A 14,074-nucleotide genomic window follows, 5' to 3' on the forward strand; every position below is an offset into this window, starting at 1 on the left:
CTAAGTGATGAATTGAACCGCTCTATGAAACAATCTGACCCCAATATCACGGCCCTTACGGCCCCCGGCGCGCCTTTTGAAGTCGTGAGCGCATATGTTTTGGGGCATGACATGCGAGTCTTCAAAAATGCGCCTGAAAATCTGGCGGATATATTCCAAGAGGCCCGGCGTCATGGGGGGGCTGAGTTTGTGACTTTGGGCGAGACGTGCCTGACATTTGATGCATTTTTTGATCAGGCGGATCGCCTATCTGGATGGCTACAAAATACGGCTAATATCTCGCCTGGGCAGTCTGTGGCGATTTGTATGAAAAATTGCCCTGAATGGATGGCGGCCTTCGTCGCCATTTCAAATATTGGCGCCGTCCCGGTGTCCATAAATAGTCGGGGTGAAGGGGCTGTCATGTCTTATGCTGCTGAAGATGCGGATAGCGTCTTTGTGATAGCTGACGCCAAGCGATTACGCGCCTTACGTGAGGCGGGGTGTGACTTACCCGCAATTTGTGTTGCTAATGAAAGCGATGAGGCGTCGATAGGCGTTACGTCATATGCTGACGTGATGACATCAACACCCGATTACACATCTACAGTTCGGAAAACCGATAACCCTGCGGCGATGTTCTTTACCTCTGGCACGACAGGGCGAGCAAAAGCGGCGGTGATGACTCACCGAAATATTATTACGGGTCTTTTAACGACGCAAATGGCGATTGCGTCTATATCTATGACGATGGCTGAGCAATATGGGATGACCGTCGAGGCGCTAAAAGCTCATATGCCGCAAAGTTGCTCCGCGATGATTTTTCCGCTCTTTCATGTTAGCGGCTGTATATCGACCTTTCTTTCGTCGCTGGCTTCGGGGGGTAAGCTTGTGATGATGAACCACTGGAATGCTCAAGAGGCTTTGCGCCTAATCGAAGCTGAAAAAATAAGTAGTTTCGGGGGCGTGCCCACCATGCATTGGGATTTAGTCAAGGCTGCAAAAAATACAAAACATGATTTGAGTTCTCTTAGGGCTCTATCTTGCGGCGGCCAAGCGCTGCCTTTGGGGCTGCTTGCCGAAATTCGAGAGACATTCCCTAATGTTATTATTGGGGCAGGCTATGGAATGACAGAAGCGAGTGGCGCTGTTTCGCAAGCGACAGGTGAGGGTATCACTTCTCGCCCTAAAGCGTCAGGCCAGAAACTAGCCATGATTGATATTAAGGTTACGGATGATGAGGGGCAAGTTTTGCCCGAGGGCGAAATTGGAGAATTTTGGGTGCGAGGCCCCACGGTGATAAAAGAATATCACCGCCGGCCAGAGGCTAATGCCAAATCCTTTAAAGACGGGTGGTATCGGACGGGCGATATTGGGAAGCTTGACTTGGATGGTTATTTGACTGTGGTGGACCGTAAGACGGATATGGTCATTTCAGGCGGCGAGAATATTTACTGTGCTGAGGTTGAGCAGGCATTGGGGCGTCATCCCGCTGTGCGTCAGGTCACAACATTTGGCGTGGCTGATGATCGCTTAGGCGAGCGCCTCGTGGCAGGGTTTGTTGTTGATGGACAGGTCACGCCGGATGAATTGATGGACTATGCGAAAGATAATCTCGCAGCCTATAAGGTTCCAACAGATATCATCCTTAAAGCCAACTCTTTTGCGCTTAATGCTATGGGTAAAGTTGAAAAACATAAAGTTCGCGCGGCCTACCTGGCGCGCAAAGAGAAAGAGCAGGCCGCGTAATGGGCTATCCCAAAGATATCAAAATCATCGATACGATGCTGGGTATTCCGACCCATGCGGACCGTTCGGGCTGGTATGACAGCTTCCGCCCGTTGCTCAATGATCAGCAAAGCCGCGACATGTTTAAAATGCCTGCGCAATATATGTTTAAAGACATTCCAGAGGCCTCTTCTGATGTCTCGGACTTTGTCGGCTGGACGATTGCGCAAATGGATAAGCACAATATCGACAAGGCGATGGTCGGCTTTAATGAGGATGAGACTTCGCGCCAAGCCGCGAAAGATTATCCTAATCGGTTCCTTTTTGATTTGCCCTGCAATCCCAATAACGGCATGGACGAAGTACGCCGCGTTAAACGTCTCCATGCAGAATATGGGATTAAATCCGTTTCCGTGTTTCCGGCGGGCACATGTCCACAAGTCGCGATAAATGATGCGCGTATGTATCCGCTTTATGCCTGCTGCGTAGAGCTCGATATTCCGATTGTACTCAATGTCGGCGTTCCAGGCCCGCGCATTCCGATGCACACGCAAAAGGTCGAGCATTTAGATGAGGTTTGTTGGTTCTTCCCAGAGCTTAAAGTTGTGATGCGCCACGGCGCTGAGCCTTGGGAAGATTTGGCTGTTAAGCTGATGATAAAATACCCAAACCTGTATTATTCGACGTCCGCTTTTGCGCCCAAGCATTATCCCAAAGCGATAATTGATTACGCCAATACGCGCGGTGCAGATAAGATTATTTATGCTGGTTACTTCCCTATGGGTCTTAGTCTTGACCGAATTTTCAAAGATATGGAAAATGTGCCGCTTAAAGATGAGGTTTGGCCCAAATTCCTACGTGAAAACGCCATGAAATTATTTAAATTAGGAGACTATGCATGACCTCCAATACCACAGCCCATGTCGCCGTTTGGGAACAGCTGAAAGGCTTGAGAGGCGAAGAACTTACGGCATGGCGCATGAACCCTGTTGAAAACCGCGCCACTGTCAAAGAACGTAATTTAGACACGCTTCCCCTACCATTTGGTTGGTTCATGGTGGCTTATTCTGATGAGCTTGCCGTGAATGAGGTCAAGCCGCTTTATTACTTTGGCAAAGACCTCGTGCTGTGGCGCGGCGAAGATGGACAGGCCCGCGTCGTCGATGCCTATTGCAAACATCTTGGCGCGCATATGGGCTATGGTGGCCGCGTTAAAGGTAACTCGCTTGAATGTCCATTTCATGCTTGGGAATATAATGGCGAAGGGGCTGTTGTTGCTGTGCCTTACGCTAAAAAAGTCCCGCCATCTGCAGCCCGTCCGTGCGAGGCACAGTGGAGAGTTGTTGAGAGTAATAAGCAAATTCTTGTTTGGTATCATCCATTCAACGAAGCGCCGAAATGGGAGCCTGAGAGTTTCGACCAAGTCCACGACCCTGAGTGGACGGAGTATAAAAAATACGAATGGATCGTGTATGGCCCTGTTCAGAATATGGCAGAGAACGGCGTCGATGCCGCGCATTTTAAGTATATTCATGGTACCGATAGTTTCCCTGACTATGATTTCGAATTTGACGGACACATTCGCAAAGCCAATGTTGAAGCTAAAATGCCGACGCCGAAAGGTGTTGTGGATGGCACGATTGCTTACGGCACAGTCGGAGCTGGGCAAAGTTGGACAAAGTTCTCAGGCATCTCAGAGACACTCATGATTGCAGGCATCACGCCCATCGACCAAGAGCGCACCCATATTCGTTTTGCTTTTACTCAGCCTAAGTCAGAAGCTGAAGGGCCTATGGCAAATCTGGCGACGGCCATGCGCCGCGAAATTTGCAAACAGCTCGACCAAGATAAAGTTGTCTGGGACCGCCAGAAATATATGCCCAAGCCGAGTATTTGCGATGGTGATGGGCCCATACTGCCATTCCGAAAATTCTTTGCACAGTTCTATGCTGAGTGGGGGGATGATACGAAGAAGATCACTAAGCTTAAAATCGATAAGAAAGCCAGTTAATTGGCGGTCATAGAGATCAGCGCTGACGGGCCGATAACCTCAATTCGGCTTAATCGCCCGGATGCAATGAACGCCATTACCAATGAGATGCATAACCTCTTGGATAAGGCTTTTGATGATTTTGCGGCTGATACGACCCAACGCATTGCCGTCATATCTGGGGCGGGCGACCGCGCTTTTTGCGCCGGAAGCGATCTTAAGGACGGCATTGGCAAGCACTATCCGCGAGGAGGCTATGCGGGACTGATTGAGCGCTTCGATCTCTCCAAGCCAGTGATTGCCGCTGTGGACGGTTTTGCGCTAGGCGGCGGCTTCGAATTAGCGCTCGCCTGTGATCTCATTATTGCCACTAACCGCGCGAGTTTTGGCTTGCCAGAGCCGCTTGTCGGGGCGGTTGCATTGGGCGGAGGATTACACAGACTGCCGCGCCAAATAGGCTTAAAGCAAGCCATGGGGCTTATTCTTACGTCTCGCCGCGTTAGTGCTGATGAGGGCTATCGTATGGGTTTTGTCAACGAAGTCGTGCCGCATGACAGATTGGAAGAGACAGTTTCAGGCTATTGCAAAGATATTCTAAAAGGCGCACCAATTGCGATAGAAGCCTCTAAGATGACAGTTCAAAGGGGGCTGAGTGAAGACAGCTTAAAAGAGGCGATGAAAGCGCAGGAAAGCTATCCGGAATTTACGACATGGCGCAAGAGTGAGGACGCAATAGAAGGCATAAAAGCCTTCGCGAAAAAAAGAAAGCCTCAGTGGACAGGGCGATAAATAGATAAACCATAAGGGGAAAATTATGTTAAAAAAACTATGCTTAGGAAGCGCAGCGTTGAGTGCGGTTTTATTGGCGTCTTGCGGAGACAAACCTGCGCCCAAAGAGGTGAAAGAGGTTGTCGCGGCCATAAAAATTGACCCCGCTACGATAGAACGAACGCCGACTAAAAATGCTTATTTTGGTGACCTGCATGTGCATACTAAAAACTCTTTTGATGCCTTTATTACGGGGACCCGAACAACAGCAGATGATGCGTATCGCTTTGCCAAAGGCGCGACCATTGATAATGGCGCTGGAAAAGACATAACAATTTCAGGGCCTCCTCTGGATTTTTACGGGGTTACAGATCATGGCGAATATATGGGCGTCGTTGCCGCGATGCGGGATAAGGATAACCCCATTTCAAAATCAGAAACAGCCAAGTCTATTTTTGGTATTTTTGGCGGTGGACGCGATGCACGGATGCAGGCTTTCATGAAAGTCGGCACGACGATTGTCACGGGTGAACCGCTCGAAGACATTTATGACCGCGAGTTCATCGATAGCGCTTGGGCAGAAAATGTGGCGGCGGCGGAGAAGCATAATGAGCCTGGCATTTTCACGACTTTTGCGGCCTATGAATATACCAATATGAATATTATTGGCGATATTGATGATAATTTCGGCGCCACGAATTTGCACCGCAATGTCGTGTTTCGGGACAAAGCACCGACCCGTCTTTTTACAACGCTTGATTCGACCAATCCTGAGAACTTATGGGAGTGGATGAATGAGCAGCGGGCGAACGGGATTGATGTTCTCGCCATTCCGCATAATTCCAATGCGTCAAACGGGCAGATGTTTGCGATGACCACAACGGATGGCTCGCCGCTGACCAAAGCCTATGCTGAAAACCGTATGTTAAATGAACCTATTGTCGAAATGACACAGGTCAAGGGCACGTCCGAAACCCATCCGCTTTTGTCACCTGAAGACGAATTCGCGGATCATGAGCTTTATGAAATTCTTGTTGGGATGCCCGTCCCTGCAGAAAAGGTTCCGGGCAGTTTTGTCCGTCAAGCTTTGTCGCGAGGCATCGGACTTGAGGGTGAACTGGGCGCAAACCCATATGCTTTTGGGTTTATCGGATCTACTGATGCGCATGTAAGCTCGTCTTCTTTGTCAGAAGAAAATTTCTTCGGAAAATTCCCGCATGATACAGAGCTGAGCAATCGCCGCTCTATTCCGCCTAAGGGCGCGAAGACCTGGGAAGATGCGCAGGCTGAAGAGGGCGACTTGGATATAATTTCAACCGCACAATATGGGGCGTCTGGTCTGGCGGGTGTTTGGGCGAAAGCGAATACGCGGGACGAAATTTTTGACGCGATGGCAGCCAAGGAAACTTTTGCGACATCAGGCCCGCGCCTCAAGACGCGTTTCTTTGCGGGCGCTTATTCAGACGATATTTTGTCCTCTTCCGATATGCTGGAGCAAGCCTATGCTAATGGCAGTCCGATGGGCGGTAATATTGAGGGCGGCGAGGCATCCCCTGACTTTATCGCTTGGGCGATTAAGGACCCGGAAGGCTATCCTTTGCAGCGCATTCAAGTTGTTAAAGTTTGGTCCGAGGGCGGTAAGAATATGGAACGAATTTATGACGTTGCTTGTGCGGGTGGGGCCGCGCCTGACCCTGTCACGCGCCGCTGTCCTGATAATGGCGCTAGGGTTGATTTGGAGACATGTAAAACAAATGACGAAACAGGAAGCGGAGAGTTAAAGGCGCTTTGGAGCGATCCTGATTATCAGGCCGGACAGAGCACAGCCTATTATTTGCGCGTTCTTGAAAATCCGAAATGCCGGTGGAGTACATGGGATGCGATGCGCAATGGCACGCCGCCTAATCCTGATATGCATGCGACCTTACAGGACCGGGCTTGGAGCTCTGCGATTTGGGTTCAATAGGCTTGATGGTTCATCTCAATAATTACGCATTTTAAGAAAACGACGTCTAAAATCTGGTGAAATGCGCAGAAATAGATAGACTAAATTTCGCAAAAATGACTTTTATAATGATGCAGCTATAGAGTTGTGTTTGACACCACGTTATGTATAGAGCGCAGCGCAAGCAAGAGGGCCAATATGTCTGACAGTCATTTCCAATTCACTGATTTGGATAATTCTATTATCGCAATCTTAAAAGTGGATGGCCGCACGAGTAATCAGAAGATTGCGGATGAGCTCGGCGTGACGACATCCATGGTAGCGACACGAATAAAGCGTATGGAGCAATCCAAGGCGATGAAGGTTGTTGCTGTCTCTGATTTTTCCGCTTTTGATTATAATGTGCTTCTGCCTATTGGTGTGGACGTGAAAGGGCGGCGGGCCAATGATGTGGCAGGTGATATTGCAAAACTTGACGAAGTGGCTTCAGTCCAACTTGTGACCGGAAAACACGATATTGAAATCCTCGTAACGCTATCGAGTATGGATAAAATGTCCGATTTTCTTCTGAGTAAATTATCGCAAATTAAAGGTGTGCGCAGCCTTGATCCCAGCTTTGCCGTTGACATCATTAAATATGATTTTGACGTAGCCCCGATCTAAGAGGCGAACATGAGTGATTACAGAATAGACGATCTTGACCAACAAATTATCCAGCTTCTTTCCGAGGATGCGCGGCTTTCAAACCGTAAAATAGCTACGCAATTAGGATTTACCGAAGGGACTATTCGTTCACGGGTCAAACGTCTTGAAGACGAGAACTACATACGCTTCACAGCCGTGACAAACATGTCCCATCTGGATACGCCGCAACTTGCCTATATTGGCATTCATGCAGAACAAAAAATGATAAAAGAAGTCGCAGCAAAAGTGGCTGAGCTGTCTGAGATAAATGCCGTCATTATCCTGCTCGGACGATTTGATATTTTAGCGATTGGCCTATTTGAAGGGCTTTCAGCTGTGCACCAAGTCGCGAGTAACAAGATACTCGATATTAAAGGCGTTCGTCTTGTGGAGACATCTGTTGTAGTGGATGTTGTCAAATATGATAACCGCGTTGCAAAGATCATGACGCCTATCGCGGAATATGTTGCAGCGGCTGAATAGTAAGCACATGCAGCCGCGTTTGTTTTTGATTTTGACATTCTTCGGATTGATGGGGTGTGAAGGGGCAACTGATCCAAAACCAAATAAACCTCAGACTAACGCCAGGTGGACTGCGCTTTCTGGCGGATGTTTCGAGATGGGTGAAACGCGGATTTACCGCGAAGAGACACCTGTGGTTAAGATATGTTTAGAGCCTTTTGAAATCTGGTCTCATGAAATTTCAAATAAAGAATTTTCTGCTTTCGTAAATGCAACAGGTCACAAGACACGCGCGGAAATGGGATGGAACGCGAGTGATACAAGAGGCCCAGGCATTGACGTGGTGCCTAGTTCCGTAGTTTTTGTTTCGCCTGAAACGCCAAAGAATTTAAATTGGTGGAAACTTACGGCTGGTGCTAACTGGCAAAATCCTTTGGGTCCTGAGAAAGATGGTTTTGAGTTCCAAGCTCCCGTCGTTCATATCACCCGCGAAGATGCGGCGGCTTATGCGGATTGGGCTGGAGGGCGGTTGCCGACTGAAGCGGAATGGGAATATGCGGCGCGAGGCGGCCTCAATGGGGCGCTGCTGAGTTGGTCTGAAGCTGAGAACGCAGCATTACAGGATAAGGCAAATACATGGGAGGGCGTCTTTCCGGTCATAAATTCCAAAGAAGACGGCTATGCAAGTGTTGCCCCTGTAGGCAGCTATCCGCCTAATGGTTTTGGGCTTTATGATATGATCGGGAATGTTTGGGAGTGGACATCATCGACCTATTATCCGACTCACGCGCTGGGTGAGGGGGCAAAGCTCTATCCCGATGGTTATGATTCAGCTCAAGGAGACATTCCCGTAGGCGTTATAAAGGGCGGCTCATTTTTATGTGCGCGGTCTTATTGCTATCGTTATCGTCCTGCCGCGCGTCAGCCGCAGGACCTTATTTTCGGAACATCTCACATCGGGTTTCGTATCGTGAGAGATAAAGCCGAATAGGCCTAGGCTGAGAGAGAATTGGCCGCACGGCGTCCAGAATAAACGCAATCTGCTATCGACAGTCCACTGACGTAACTCCACGAGGCCACACCAATCGCGTTGCGTCCCGCTGCGTAAAGCCCTATGATTTCTTCGCCACCTTCATCAAGAACGCACCCCGTGCTTTCATTCACTTTCAGTCCTCCTAATGTCAGAGTCGGACAGGGGAAGAGCTTCGCCGAGAGGCTGATATCAATAGCCACAAGAGAGCCTTCATCAAGCTGGGCTAAGTCGTCTTGTGTTTTCTCGAAGGGGTCCTTTATTTCGCCTCTGGCCATTTTATTATACTCGGATAATTGCGTTTCGAGATTATCTCCATCCACCTTAATTATGGCTGCGAGCTCTGATATTGATTTCGCTTTCTTAGCGCCAAAATAGGCATTGAGCTTGGCGAGGGCCCGCTGAAAAGCCAGTGCCTTATCCCCTTTCACGTCTTCCAAGGCCTGCTTGATCAATTTGCGGTCTAATATCATCCATGCGCGTCCATTGTGATTTTCCGTCATCTCTACACCAAGCGTCGCGCCGTAAACCATTTCATTGATGAAACGCTGCCCATTTTCATTGACGATCATGCCGCGCGCAAATGAAAGAGGCGGGTTGATAAAGCGCCAAGCCGTGATGCGGTTCATATTCTCAGCAGCTCCGCCCACGCTTTGTCCCAAGCGGATACCAGCGCCATTATCTCCATCGGTTCCAAGCGGATAGGCGGCAGTATATTTAGGCGCATAATGCGCCATCATTTTTGAATTAAAGACAAAGCCTCCCGCCGACAGCACAACGCCCTTATCCGCCCTAATAAATATTTCGGTGCGGGAACTCGCTAATTCTTCGGCTTTCTTCAAATGCCCCATCGCTTTTTTGAAAAAAAACTTTGAACCTGGAATAATTGGCGGGAACATCGCAAAGAGCTTATTGGCTTTTGCTCGAAGCGTCTTGTAGTTTTCAAGTGTTTCAGCCTTTTCAAACTGTAGGGCTTTAACACCTATTACGTCACCTACCGCATTGGTCACAAGCTGACGGACTTCGGTATAAGACAGCACCCTCAGGCCCTTGGCTTCGGCGCTGGCTTTTAAAGGGTCGAAAATAGATCCCCCTAGATTAGTGGCTTTTGCACCCTGTTTAATCGGAACATAGCCACGATGTCCCCGCGCGGCAGGGGCGGCATGTTTTTTATAGCTTGGAACAAGGCTGTTATCGCTGTGATAGAGAAAATATTTCGGGGCAGGATAAGAGGTTTTATGTGGCCACAAGGTTCCTCGAAGGTCCACTTTGTGCTCTTTGAGCCATTCAATGGTTGGCGCACTTTGCTCGCAAAAATCCCGCAATGTTGCGTCTGACACAATCCCTTCTGTTTCCAGCTTCAGATAATTGAACATGTTTTCGGCTGTGTCTTCAACGTCGGCTTCTTTTTGCGTAGATGTTCCCCCGCCGGCATAAATAACCCCGCCGCTCGCTTTCGTGGCGCCTCCGCCTTCAAAACGGTCCAAAGCGATAACAGATAATCCATTTTCTATCGCTTGAAGAGAGGCCGAAACGCCCGCTCCGCCGAGACCTATCACGACAACGTCAGCTTTATCTGTCCAGTCAAGATCATCCGCTGAGCCGACATTCAGAGGCGCTTCAATATCAGAATGCCAATTCTTATTATCTGGTGTCATGGGATTTCCCTGTCTCTTATATTTTGTGTATTTTTCTTCGAAATACTACGCAAAAGCAAGAAAATAGAGTTCTTTTATCTTAGAATACGTAAAATACAGACAAAAATATTGCGCATTCTGATATGTCTGCTACTTGTTCTTAGAAGAAAAAATATATGAATGATGGGGAATTAAATGCCAAATCCAAAAGTTGCTATCGTTACAGGTGCCAGCCGTGGTGCGGGTAAAGGCATTGCTCTTGGCCTCGCGGAAAAAGGTATGACGGTCTATGTGACGGGCCGCACCAGAAAGGCCGGAAAGGCCAAAGGGTGGGACGGTACACCGCTACCTGGAACAGTTGAGGAGACGGCTCAGGCCTGCACGAATGCTGGTGGAAAAGGCATTGGCGTTATCTGTGATAGCGCGGATGATGCCCAAGTCGCACAGCTTTTTGAGCAAGTCATGGATGAGCAGGGGCAGTGTGATATTTTGATGAATAATGCGGCCTATATTCACCATCAACTGATTGAGCAAAAGCCGTTTTGGGATAAGGAACTCGACGCGCAAAACATTCTCGATGTCGGTCTGCGCTCAGCTTATGTTGCGAGCTGGCATGCGGCTAAAATTATGGCAAAGCAAAAGCGCGGCCTTATTGGAATGGGGTCTTCCTTTGGCGCGAGTTGTTATATGCACGGTCCCGCCTATGGCGCTCAAAAGGCAGGGCTTGATAAGCTCGCCCATGACATGGCTGTCGATTTGGAGCCCTTTAATGTTCAGGCGGTATCGATCTGGATGGGGCCACTCTTAACGGAACGCGCACTGATAGCAGCAGAGGTCCACCCTGAACAATATAAAGAGTTTATGGAGATGGCAGAGACGCCTCAATTTACGGGTCATATACTCTATGCGATTGCGACAGACCCCAAGGCCCAAGAGATAAGCGGACACACACTTGTTGGCGCCGAAGTCGCAAAGGATCGTTACAAAATGAAAGACGGAAACGGGAAACAACCGCCGAGCCACCGCGAAATGCTCGGCTCACCTAACCCGCCCAATCCAGCGCGGGTTTATTAAGGCGTGAAGCCAAACGCCCTATTTTCCTATGGCGCTTTAGCCTTGATGGCTGGAGCTTTATTACATGTAGGCGGTTTGCTTATGGGGCCTGAGGCGGTAAGGTTTTTGGGTGCGCCGCAAGAGGTCGTGCAGTCGGTCGCAGATAAAACATTCTATGGGCTCACCATTACGCTAGTCATTGCCGCTTTATTAGCCGGATTGGCTTTCATGGCTCACAAAGCAAAGACATCCTTTAAAAGGGCTATTCGCATTATTCTTTGGGTGTTTGCTTTTATTTTCACAGCGCGTGGCTTACTCATCTTTTTGTTCGTGCCCGCGAATATGGAAGGCAGAAATGGCGGGGATGCAATGTTATTTTGTTTCCATGTCGGCGCGTCGTTATTCGTGTTGAGCATTGGGATAGCCCTGATATTTGCGCTAATGAAATCACGAAAGGCTTTGTCGTGAAGAACACCTTTATGATCATTCTCGCCATATCGATGGTATCGGCTATTGGCGGCTTAGTGTTTAATACTATGCCCCTTTTATTGGGAACAGCCGGAGACGCCTATAGTCTCAGTCCGGCGCAATTAGGGACGCTATCCTTGACGGCCGGCATTGGATATCTTGCAGGAACATTGACAGGCCCAATCTGGGTTGAGCGCGTGAATTGGCGGGTTGCTGCCCTGGCTATAGTGGGCGCTGTTATCGCCTCATTCTTGTTGGCAACACAGCTTAGCGGAACGACGATATATGCAGGTTTCGCAGTTTTTGGTTTTTTCTGCGCATTAGCCATTGCACTTGCCATGCGTGTTTTGGCGGATATGCCGGATCCGGAACGGGCTTATGGAACGCGGCTTTCTGTTGAATTGATTTCAATCGGGGTCTTTTTAATTATTTTACCCGTTTTGTTTATTTCGAAAGGTGGGTTCTCAGGGGCAATGCTTGGCTTGGCGTTATTTGCATTGTTGCTGGGTCTTGGTGCCTTCGCTTTCCCGAAGAAGACCTCCTCAAAGATTGCGGCGAAATTCAAAGGCTTTCCCAATTGGTCACAAGCCAGACCAAGTTGGTCTGTGCTTTTCATTTTTACAATTTATTTGCTCGCCAATGTAGGGCTGTTTTTCTTTCTCTACGTTATCGCGCAAGATTTTGATCCTAGTCCTGCGCAGAACAGCCTGATGTTCGGGGTTCTGAAATGGCTAGGCGGAGCCGCAGGGGCCGTGGGCGCTGTAATAGGCGCAAGAGCCGGCATTCGCCTTCCTCATCTTGTGGCATTCTTGATTTTACTATTTGGCGTTATTGGACTGTTCACCGCCTCATCCTTTAATGCCTATATGATTTCGAGCTGGGTCTGGGAGTTCGGGTTTACTTTGGGCTGTCTCTATCAAACGGCAGCTATTGTGCGGTTTGATGTGTCCAATAAACTTGTCGCGCTCGTGCCCATGGCTTTTGGTGTCTCAATGATTTTTGGCGGTAAAATTGCTGGGCAATTATTAGAGGGCGGGAGCGCAAACGGAATTTATATAATGGTTTTACTCTGCTCTTTATTGCCCGCCGCATACATGTTTTTGGTGCGGCCTAAACCTCCAACAGCTCTTGCTGAATAAAAGGCGTATATGAAAAAAACTATTCTGATAAGTACCGTTTTTTTACTTATGGCTTGCGGACCTGCGGCTAATGACGTGATTGACGTGGCTGCCGATAAATCTCTTGAGGATATCGCGACGGTTGAAGCCTCGCAAAATGAATTGGATACAACCACGCAGGACATGCCGACCCCCAAAGAGTTGCCATTACCGCCATTTCCTGATTATCCCCCTGCGAAAACAAAACTTGGAACAGATGATGAAGGGGTTCTCTATTATCCTATTAAAAGCCCCTATGATTTTACGCGGATTTTAAACGGCTATGACGCCCTTGAAACACATAAAGGTAAGGGAACTTTGGTTTTGCCTGAAGGGATAAGCGCGGATGAGCCCGTGCCCGCTATGGTGATCATGCATGGTTCGGGCGGTATAAAAGAGGGCCGCGAAATGGACTATGCGGCGCTCTTCGCCGAAAACGGTATTGCGGGATTTGTAATAGATTATTACGAGCCGCGCGGCGTAACAGAAGACACGCCATATGTGATGAAAACCATGGCGGCGACCGAAGTAGATATCATGTCCGATGCTTATTCTGCGCTTAAAATTCTCAGTACTCACCCCGCTATTGATGCAAAACGGATTGGCGTGACGGGTTATAGCTATGGCGGTATGGGAACACGCTATGTTCTGGATAAACGCTTGAAAGATATTATGGCACCTAATGTGCCTGCCTTTGCGCTGCACATGGATATTTACGGGCCGTGCCATCAAACGCTCGGCTATATTGGAACAACAGGAGCCCCCTATCTTGCCATTCACGGGGATTCGGACAACTCCGTTGATCCTGCGCTTTGCCAAGACGTTTACAAAGGCTTAGAGGCCGGAGGCAGCCAGGTTGAAAGCCATGTTATTAAAGGCGCGGGTCATGCATGGGAAAATGCGGCGCCACTTACGGAATTTGGCGGAGGCTTCGTTCGTGGCTGTGAGTTTTCATTTGATAAGGCTGGTGTTTTCTTAGTAGATGGTAAATCTGGCCGCTTCCAACCCACTGCAGACATGACACGCCCTCAACGCGCTATGGTGCGGGCGGGATTAGGTGAGCTTGCAGGAAACTGTGTTGGGCAAGGCTATACTGTTGGAAACAACCCCGAGGCCGATAAGATAAGCAAAGCGCTACAGTTAGACTTCATGAAAAGGGTCTTCGGATTATAG

At 48.9% G+C, this 14,074-nt stretch carries 13 protein-coding genes; 12 read left to right on the top strand and 1 reads right to left on the bottom strand.

What is annotated here, in order from left to right:
* Positions 1 to 24 precede the first annotated feature (24 nt).
* From F569_RS0109470 to F569_RS0109505, 8 genes are all read left to right on the top strand, one after another.
* Positions 25 to 1,728 (top strand): class I adenylate-forming enzyme family protein, encoded by a 1,704-nt coding sequence (locus F569_RS0109470; RefSeq protein WP_026942002.1) that lies wholly within the window; start codon positions 25 to 27, stop codon positions 1,726 to 1,728.
* Positions 1,728 to 2,609 carry an amidohydrolase family protein gene (locus tag F569_RS0109475; RefSeq protein WP_026942003.1) on the top strand — a complete coding sequence of 294 codons (882 nt, stop codon included), beginning with the start codon at positions 1,728 to 1,730 and terminating at the stop codon, positions 2,607 to 2,609. The genes F569_RS0109470 and F569_RS0109475 overlap by 1 nt, the downstream gene beginning before the upstream one ends.
* On the top strand, positions 2,606 to 3,718 hold the full coding sequence (locus tag F569_RS0109480) for a Rieske 2Fe-2S domain-containing protein (protein WP_026942004.1): 1,113 nt from the start codon (positions 2,606 to 2,608) through the stop codon (positions 3,716 to 3,718). Before F569_RS0109475 ends, F569_RS0109480 begins: the two co-directional genes overlap by 4 nt.
* The gene (locus tag F569_RS0109485) at positions 3,719 to 4,486 is read left to right on the top strand and encodes an enoyl-CoA hydratase-related protein (RefSeq protein WP_026942005.1); all 768 of its coding nucleotides are present in this window, start codon (positions 3,719 to 3,721) and stop codon (positions 4,484 to 4,486) included.
* A gap of 25 nt (positions 4,487 to 4,511) precedes the next feature.
* Positions 4,512 to 6,431 carry a DUF3604 domain-containing protein gene (locus F569_RS0109490; protein WP_051279675.1) on the top strand — a complete coding sequence of 640 codons (1,920 nt, stop codon included), beginning with the start codon at positions 4,512 to 4,514 and terminating at the stop codon, positions 6,429 to 6,431.
* 177 nt (positions 6,432 to 6,608) lie between these two features.
* Positions 6,609 to 7,073 carry an Lrp/AsnC family transcriptional regulator gene (locus F569_RS17405; protein ID WP_034388120.1) on the top strand — a complete coding sequence of 155 codons (465 nt, stop codon included), beginning with the start codon at positions 6,609 to 6,611 and terminating at the stop codon, positions 7,071 to 7,073.
* A gap of 9 nt (positions 7,074 to 7,082) precedes the next feature.
* Entirely contained in the window at positions 7,083 to 7,577 is a 495-nt protein-coding gene (locus tag F569_RS0109500; RefSeq protein WP_026942007.1) for an Lrp/AsnC family transcriptional regulator, read from the top strand.
* Between the two features lie 7 nt (positions 7,578 to 7,584).
* A complete protein-coding gene (locus F569_RS0109505) occupies positions 7,585 to 8,547 on the top strand; it encodes a formylglycine-generating enzyme family protein (RefSeq protein WP_051279677.1) in 963 nt (320 codons plus the stop codon).
* Positions 8,548 to 8,549: 2 nt separating this feature from the next.
* Here F569_RS0109505 and F569_RS0109510 read toward each other — a convergent pair whose 3' ends face one another.
* The gene (locus F569_RS0109510) at positions 8,550 to 10,244 is read right to left on the bottom strand and encodes an FAD-binding protein (RefSeq protein WP_034388123.1); all 1,695 of its coding nucleotides are present in this window, start codon (positions 10,242 to 10,244) and stop codon (positions 8,550 to 8,552) included.
* Between the two features lie 174 nt (positions 10,245 to 10,418).
* On the opposite strand from F569_RS0109510, the gene F569_RS0109515 reads away from it, so the two are divergent.
* The 4 genes from F569_RS0109515 to F569_RS18975 are packed head-to-tail and all read left to right on the top strand — an operon-like array spanning position 10,419 to position 14,074.
* Positions 10,419 to 11,297 carry an SDR family NAD(P)-dependent oxidoreductase gene (locus F569_RS0109515; protein ID WP_026942010.1) on the top strand — a complete coding sequence of 293 codons (879 nt, stop codon included), beginning with the start codon at positions 10,419 to 10,421 and terminating at the stop codon, positions 11,295 to 11,297.
* A gap of 45 nt (positions 11,298 to 11,342) precedes the next feature.
* A complete protein-coding gene (locus tag F569_RS0109520) occupies positions 11,343 to 11,744 on the top strand; it encodes a hypothetical protein (protein WP_154813704.1) in 402 nt (133 codons plus the stop codon).
* Positions 11,741 to 12,883, top strand: coding sequence for an MFS transporter (locus F569_RS0109525; protein WP_026942012.1), 1,143 nt, complete (start codon positions 11,741 to 11,743; stop codon positions 12,881 to 12,883). The genes F569_RS0109520 and F569_RS0109525 overlap by 4 nt, the downstream gene beginning before the upstream one ends.
* A 9-nt stretch (positions 12,884 to 12,892) precedes the next feature.
* Positions 12,893 to 14,074, top strand: coding sequence for a dienelactone hydrolase family protein (locus F569_RS18975; RefSeq protein WP_051279679.1), 1,182 nt, complete (start codon positions 12,893 to 12,895; stop codon positions 14,072 to 14,074).

Source organism: Hellea balneolensis DSM 19091, from assembly GCF_000428525.1.
Taxonomy (GTDB): domain Bacteria; phylum Pseudomonadota; class Alphaproteobacteria; order Caulobacterales; family Maricaulaceae; genus Hellea; species Hellea balneolensis.

What these genes read in the sequence shown, in the direction of transcription:
- F569_RS0109470 (WP_026942002.1), top strand. Translation starts at nt 25, where the DNA reads ATGAAACAATCTGACCCCAATATCACGGCCCTTACGGCCCCCGGCGCG.
- F569_RS0109475 (WP_026942003.1), top strand. Translation starts at nt 1,728, where the DNA reads ATGGGCTATCCCAAAGATATCAAAATCATCGATACGATGCTGGGTATT.
- F569_RS0109480 (WP_026942004.1), top strand. Translation starts at nt 2,606, where the DNA reads ATGACCTCCAATACCACAGCCCATGTCGCCGTTTGGGAACAGCTGAAA.
- F569_RS0109490 (WP_051279675.1), top strand. Translation starts at nt 4,512, where the DNA reads ATGTTAAAAAAACTATGCTTAGGAAGCGCAGCGTTGAGTGCGGTTTTA.
- F569_RS17405 (WP_034388120.1), top strand. Translation starts at nt 6,609, where the DNA reads ATGTCTGACAGTCATTTCCAATTCACTGATTTGGATAATTCTATTATC.
- F569_RS0109500 (WP_026942007.1), top strand. Translation starts at nt 7,083, where the DNA reads ATGAGTGATTACAGAATAGACGATCTTGACCAACAAATTATCCAGCTT.
- F569_RS0109505 (WP_051279677.1), top strand. Translation starts at nt 7,585, where the DNA reads ATGCAGCCGCGTTTGTTTTTGATTTTGACATTCTTCGGATTGATGGGG.
- F569_RS0109510 (WP_034388123.1), bottom strand. Translation starts at nt 10,244, where the DNA reads ATGACACCAGATAATAAGAATTGGCATTCTGATATTGAAGCGCCTCTG.
- F569_RS0109515 (WP_026942010.1), top strand. Translation starts at nt 10,419, where the DNA reads ATGCCAAATCCAAAAGTTGCTATCGTTACAGGTGCCAGCCGTGGTGCG.
- F569_RS0109520 (WP_154813704.1), top strand. Translation starts at nt 11,343, where the DNA reads ATGGCTGGAGCTTTATTACATGTAGGCGGTTTGCTTATGGGGCCTGAG.
- F569_RS18975 (WP_051279679.1), top strand. Translation starts at nt 12,893, where the DNA reads ATGAAAAAAACTATTCTGATAAGTACCGTTTTTTTACTTATGGCTTGC.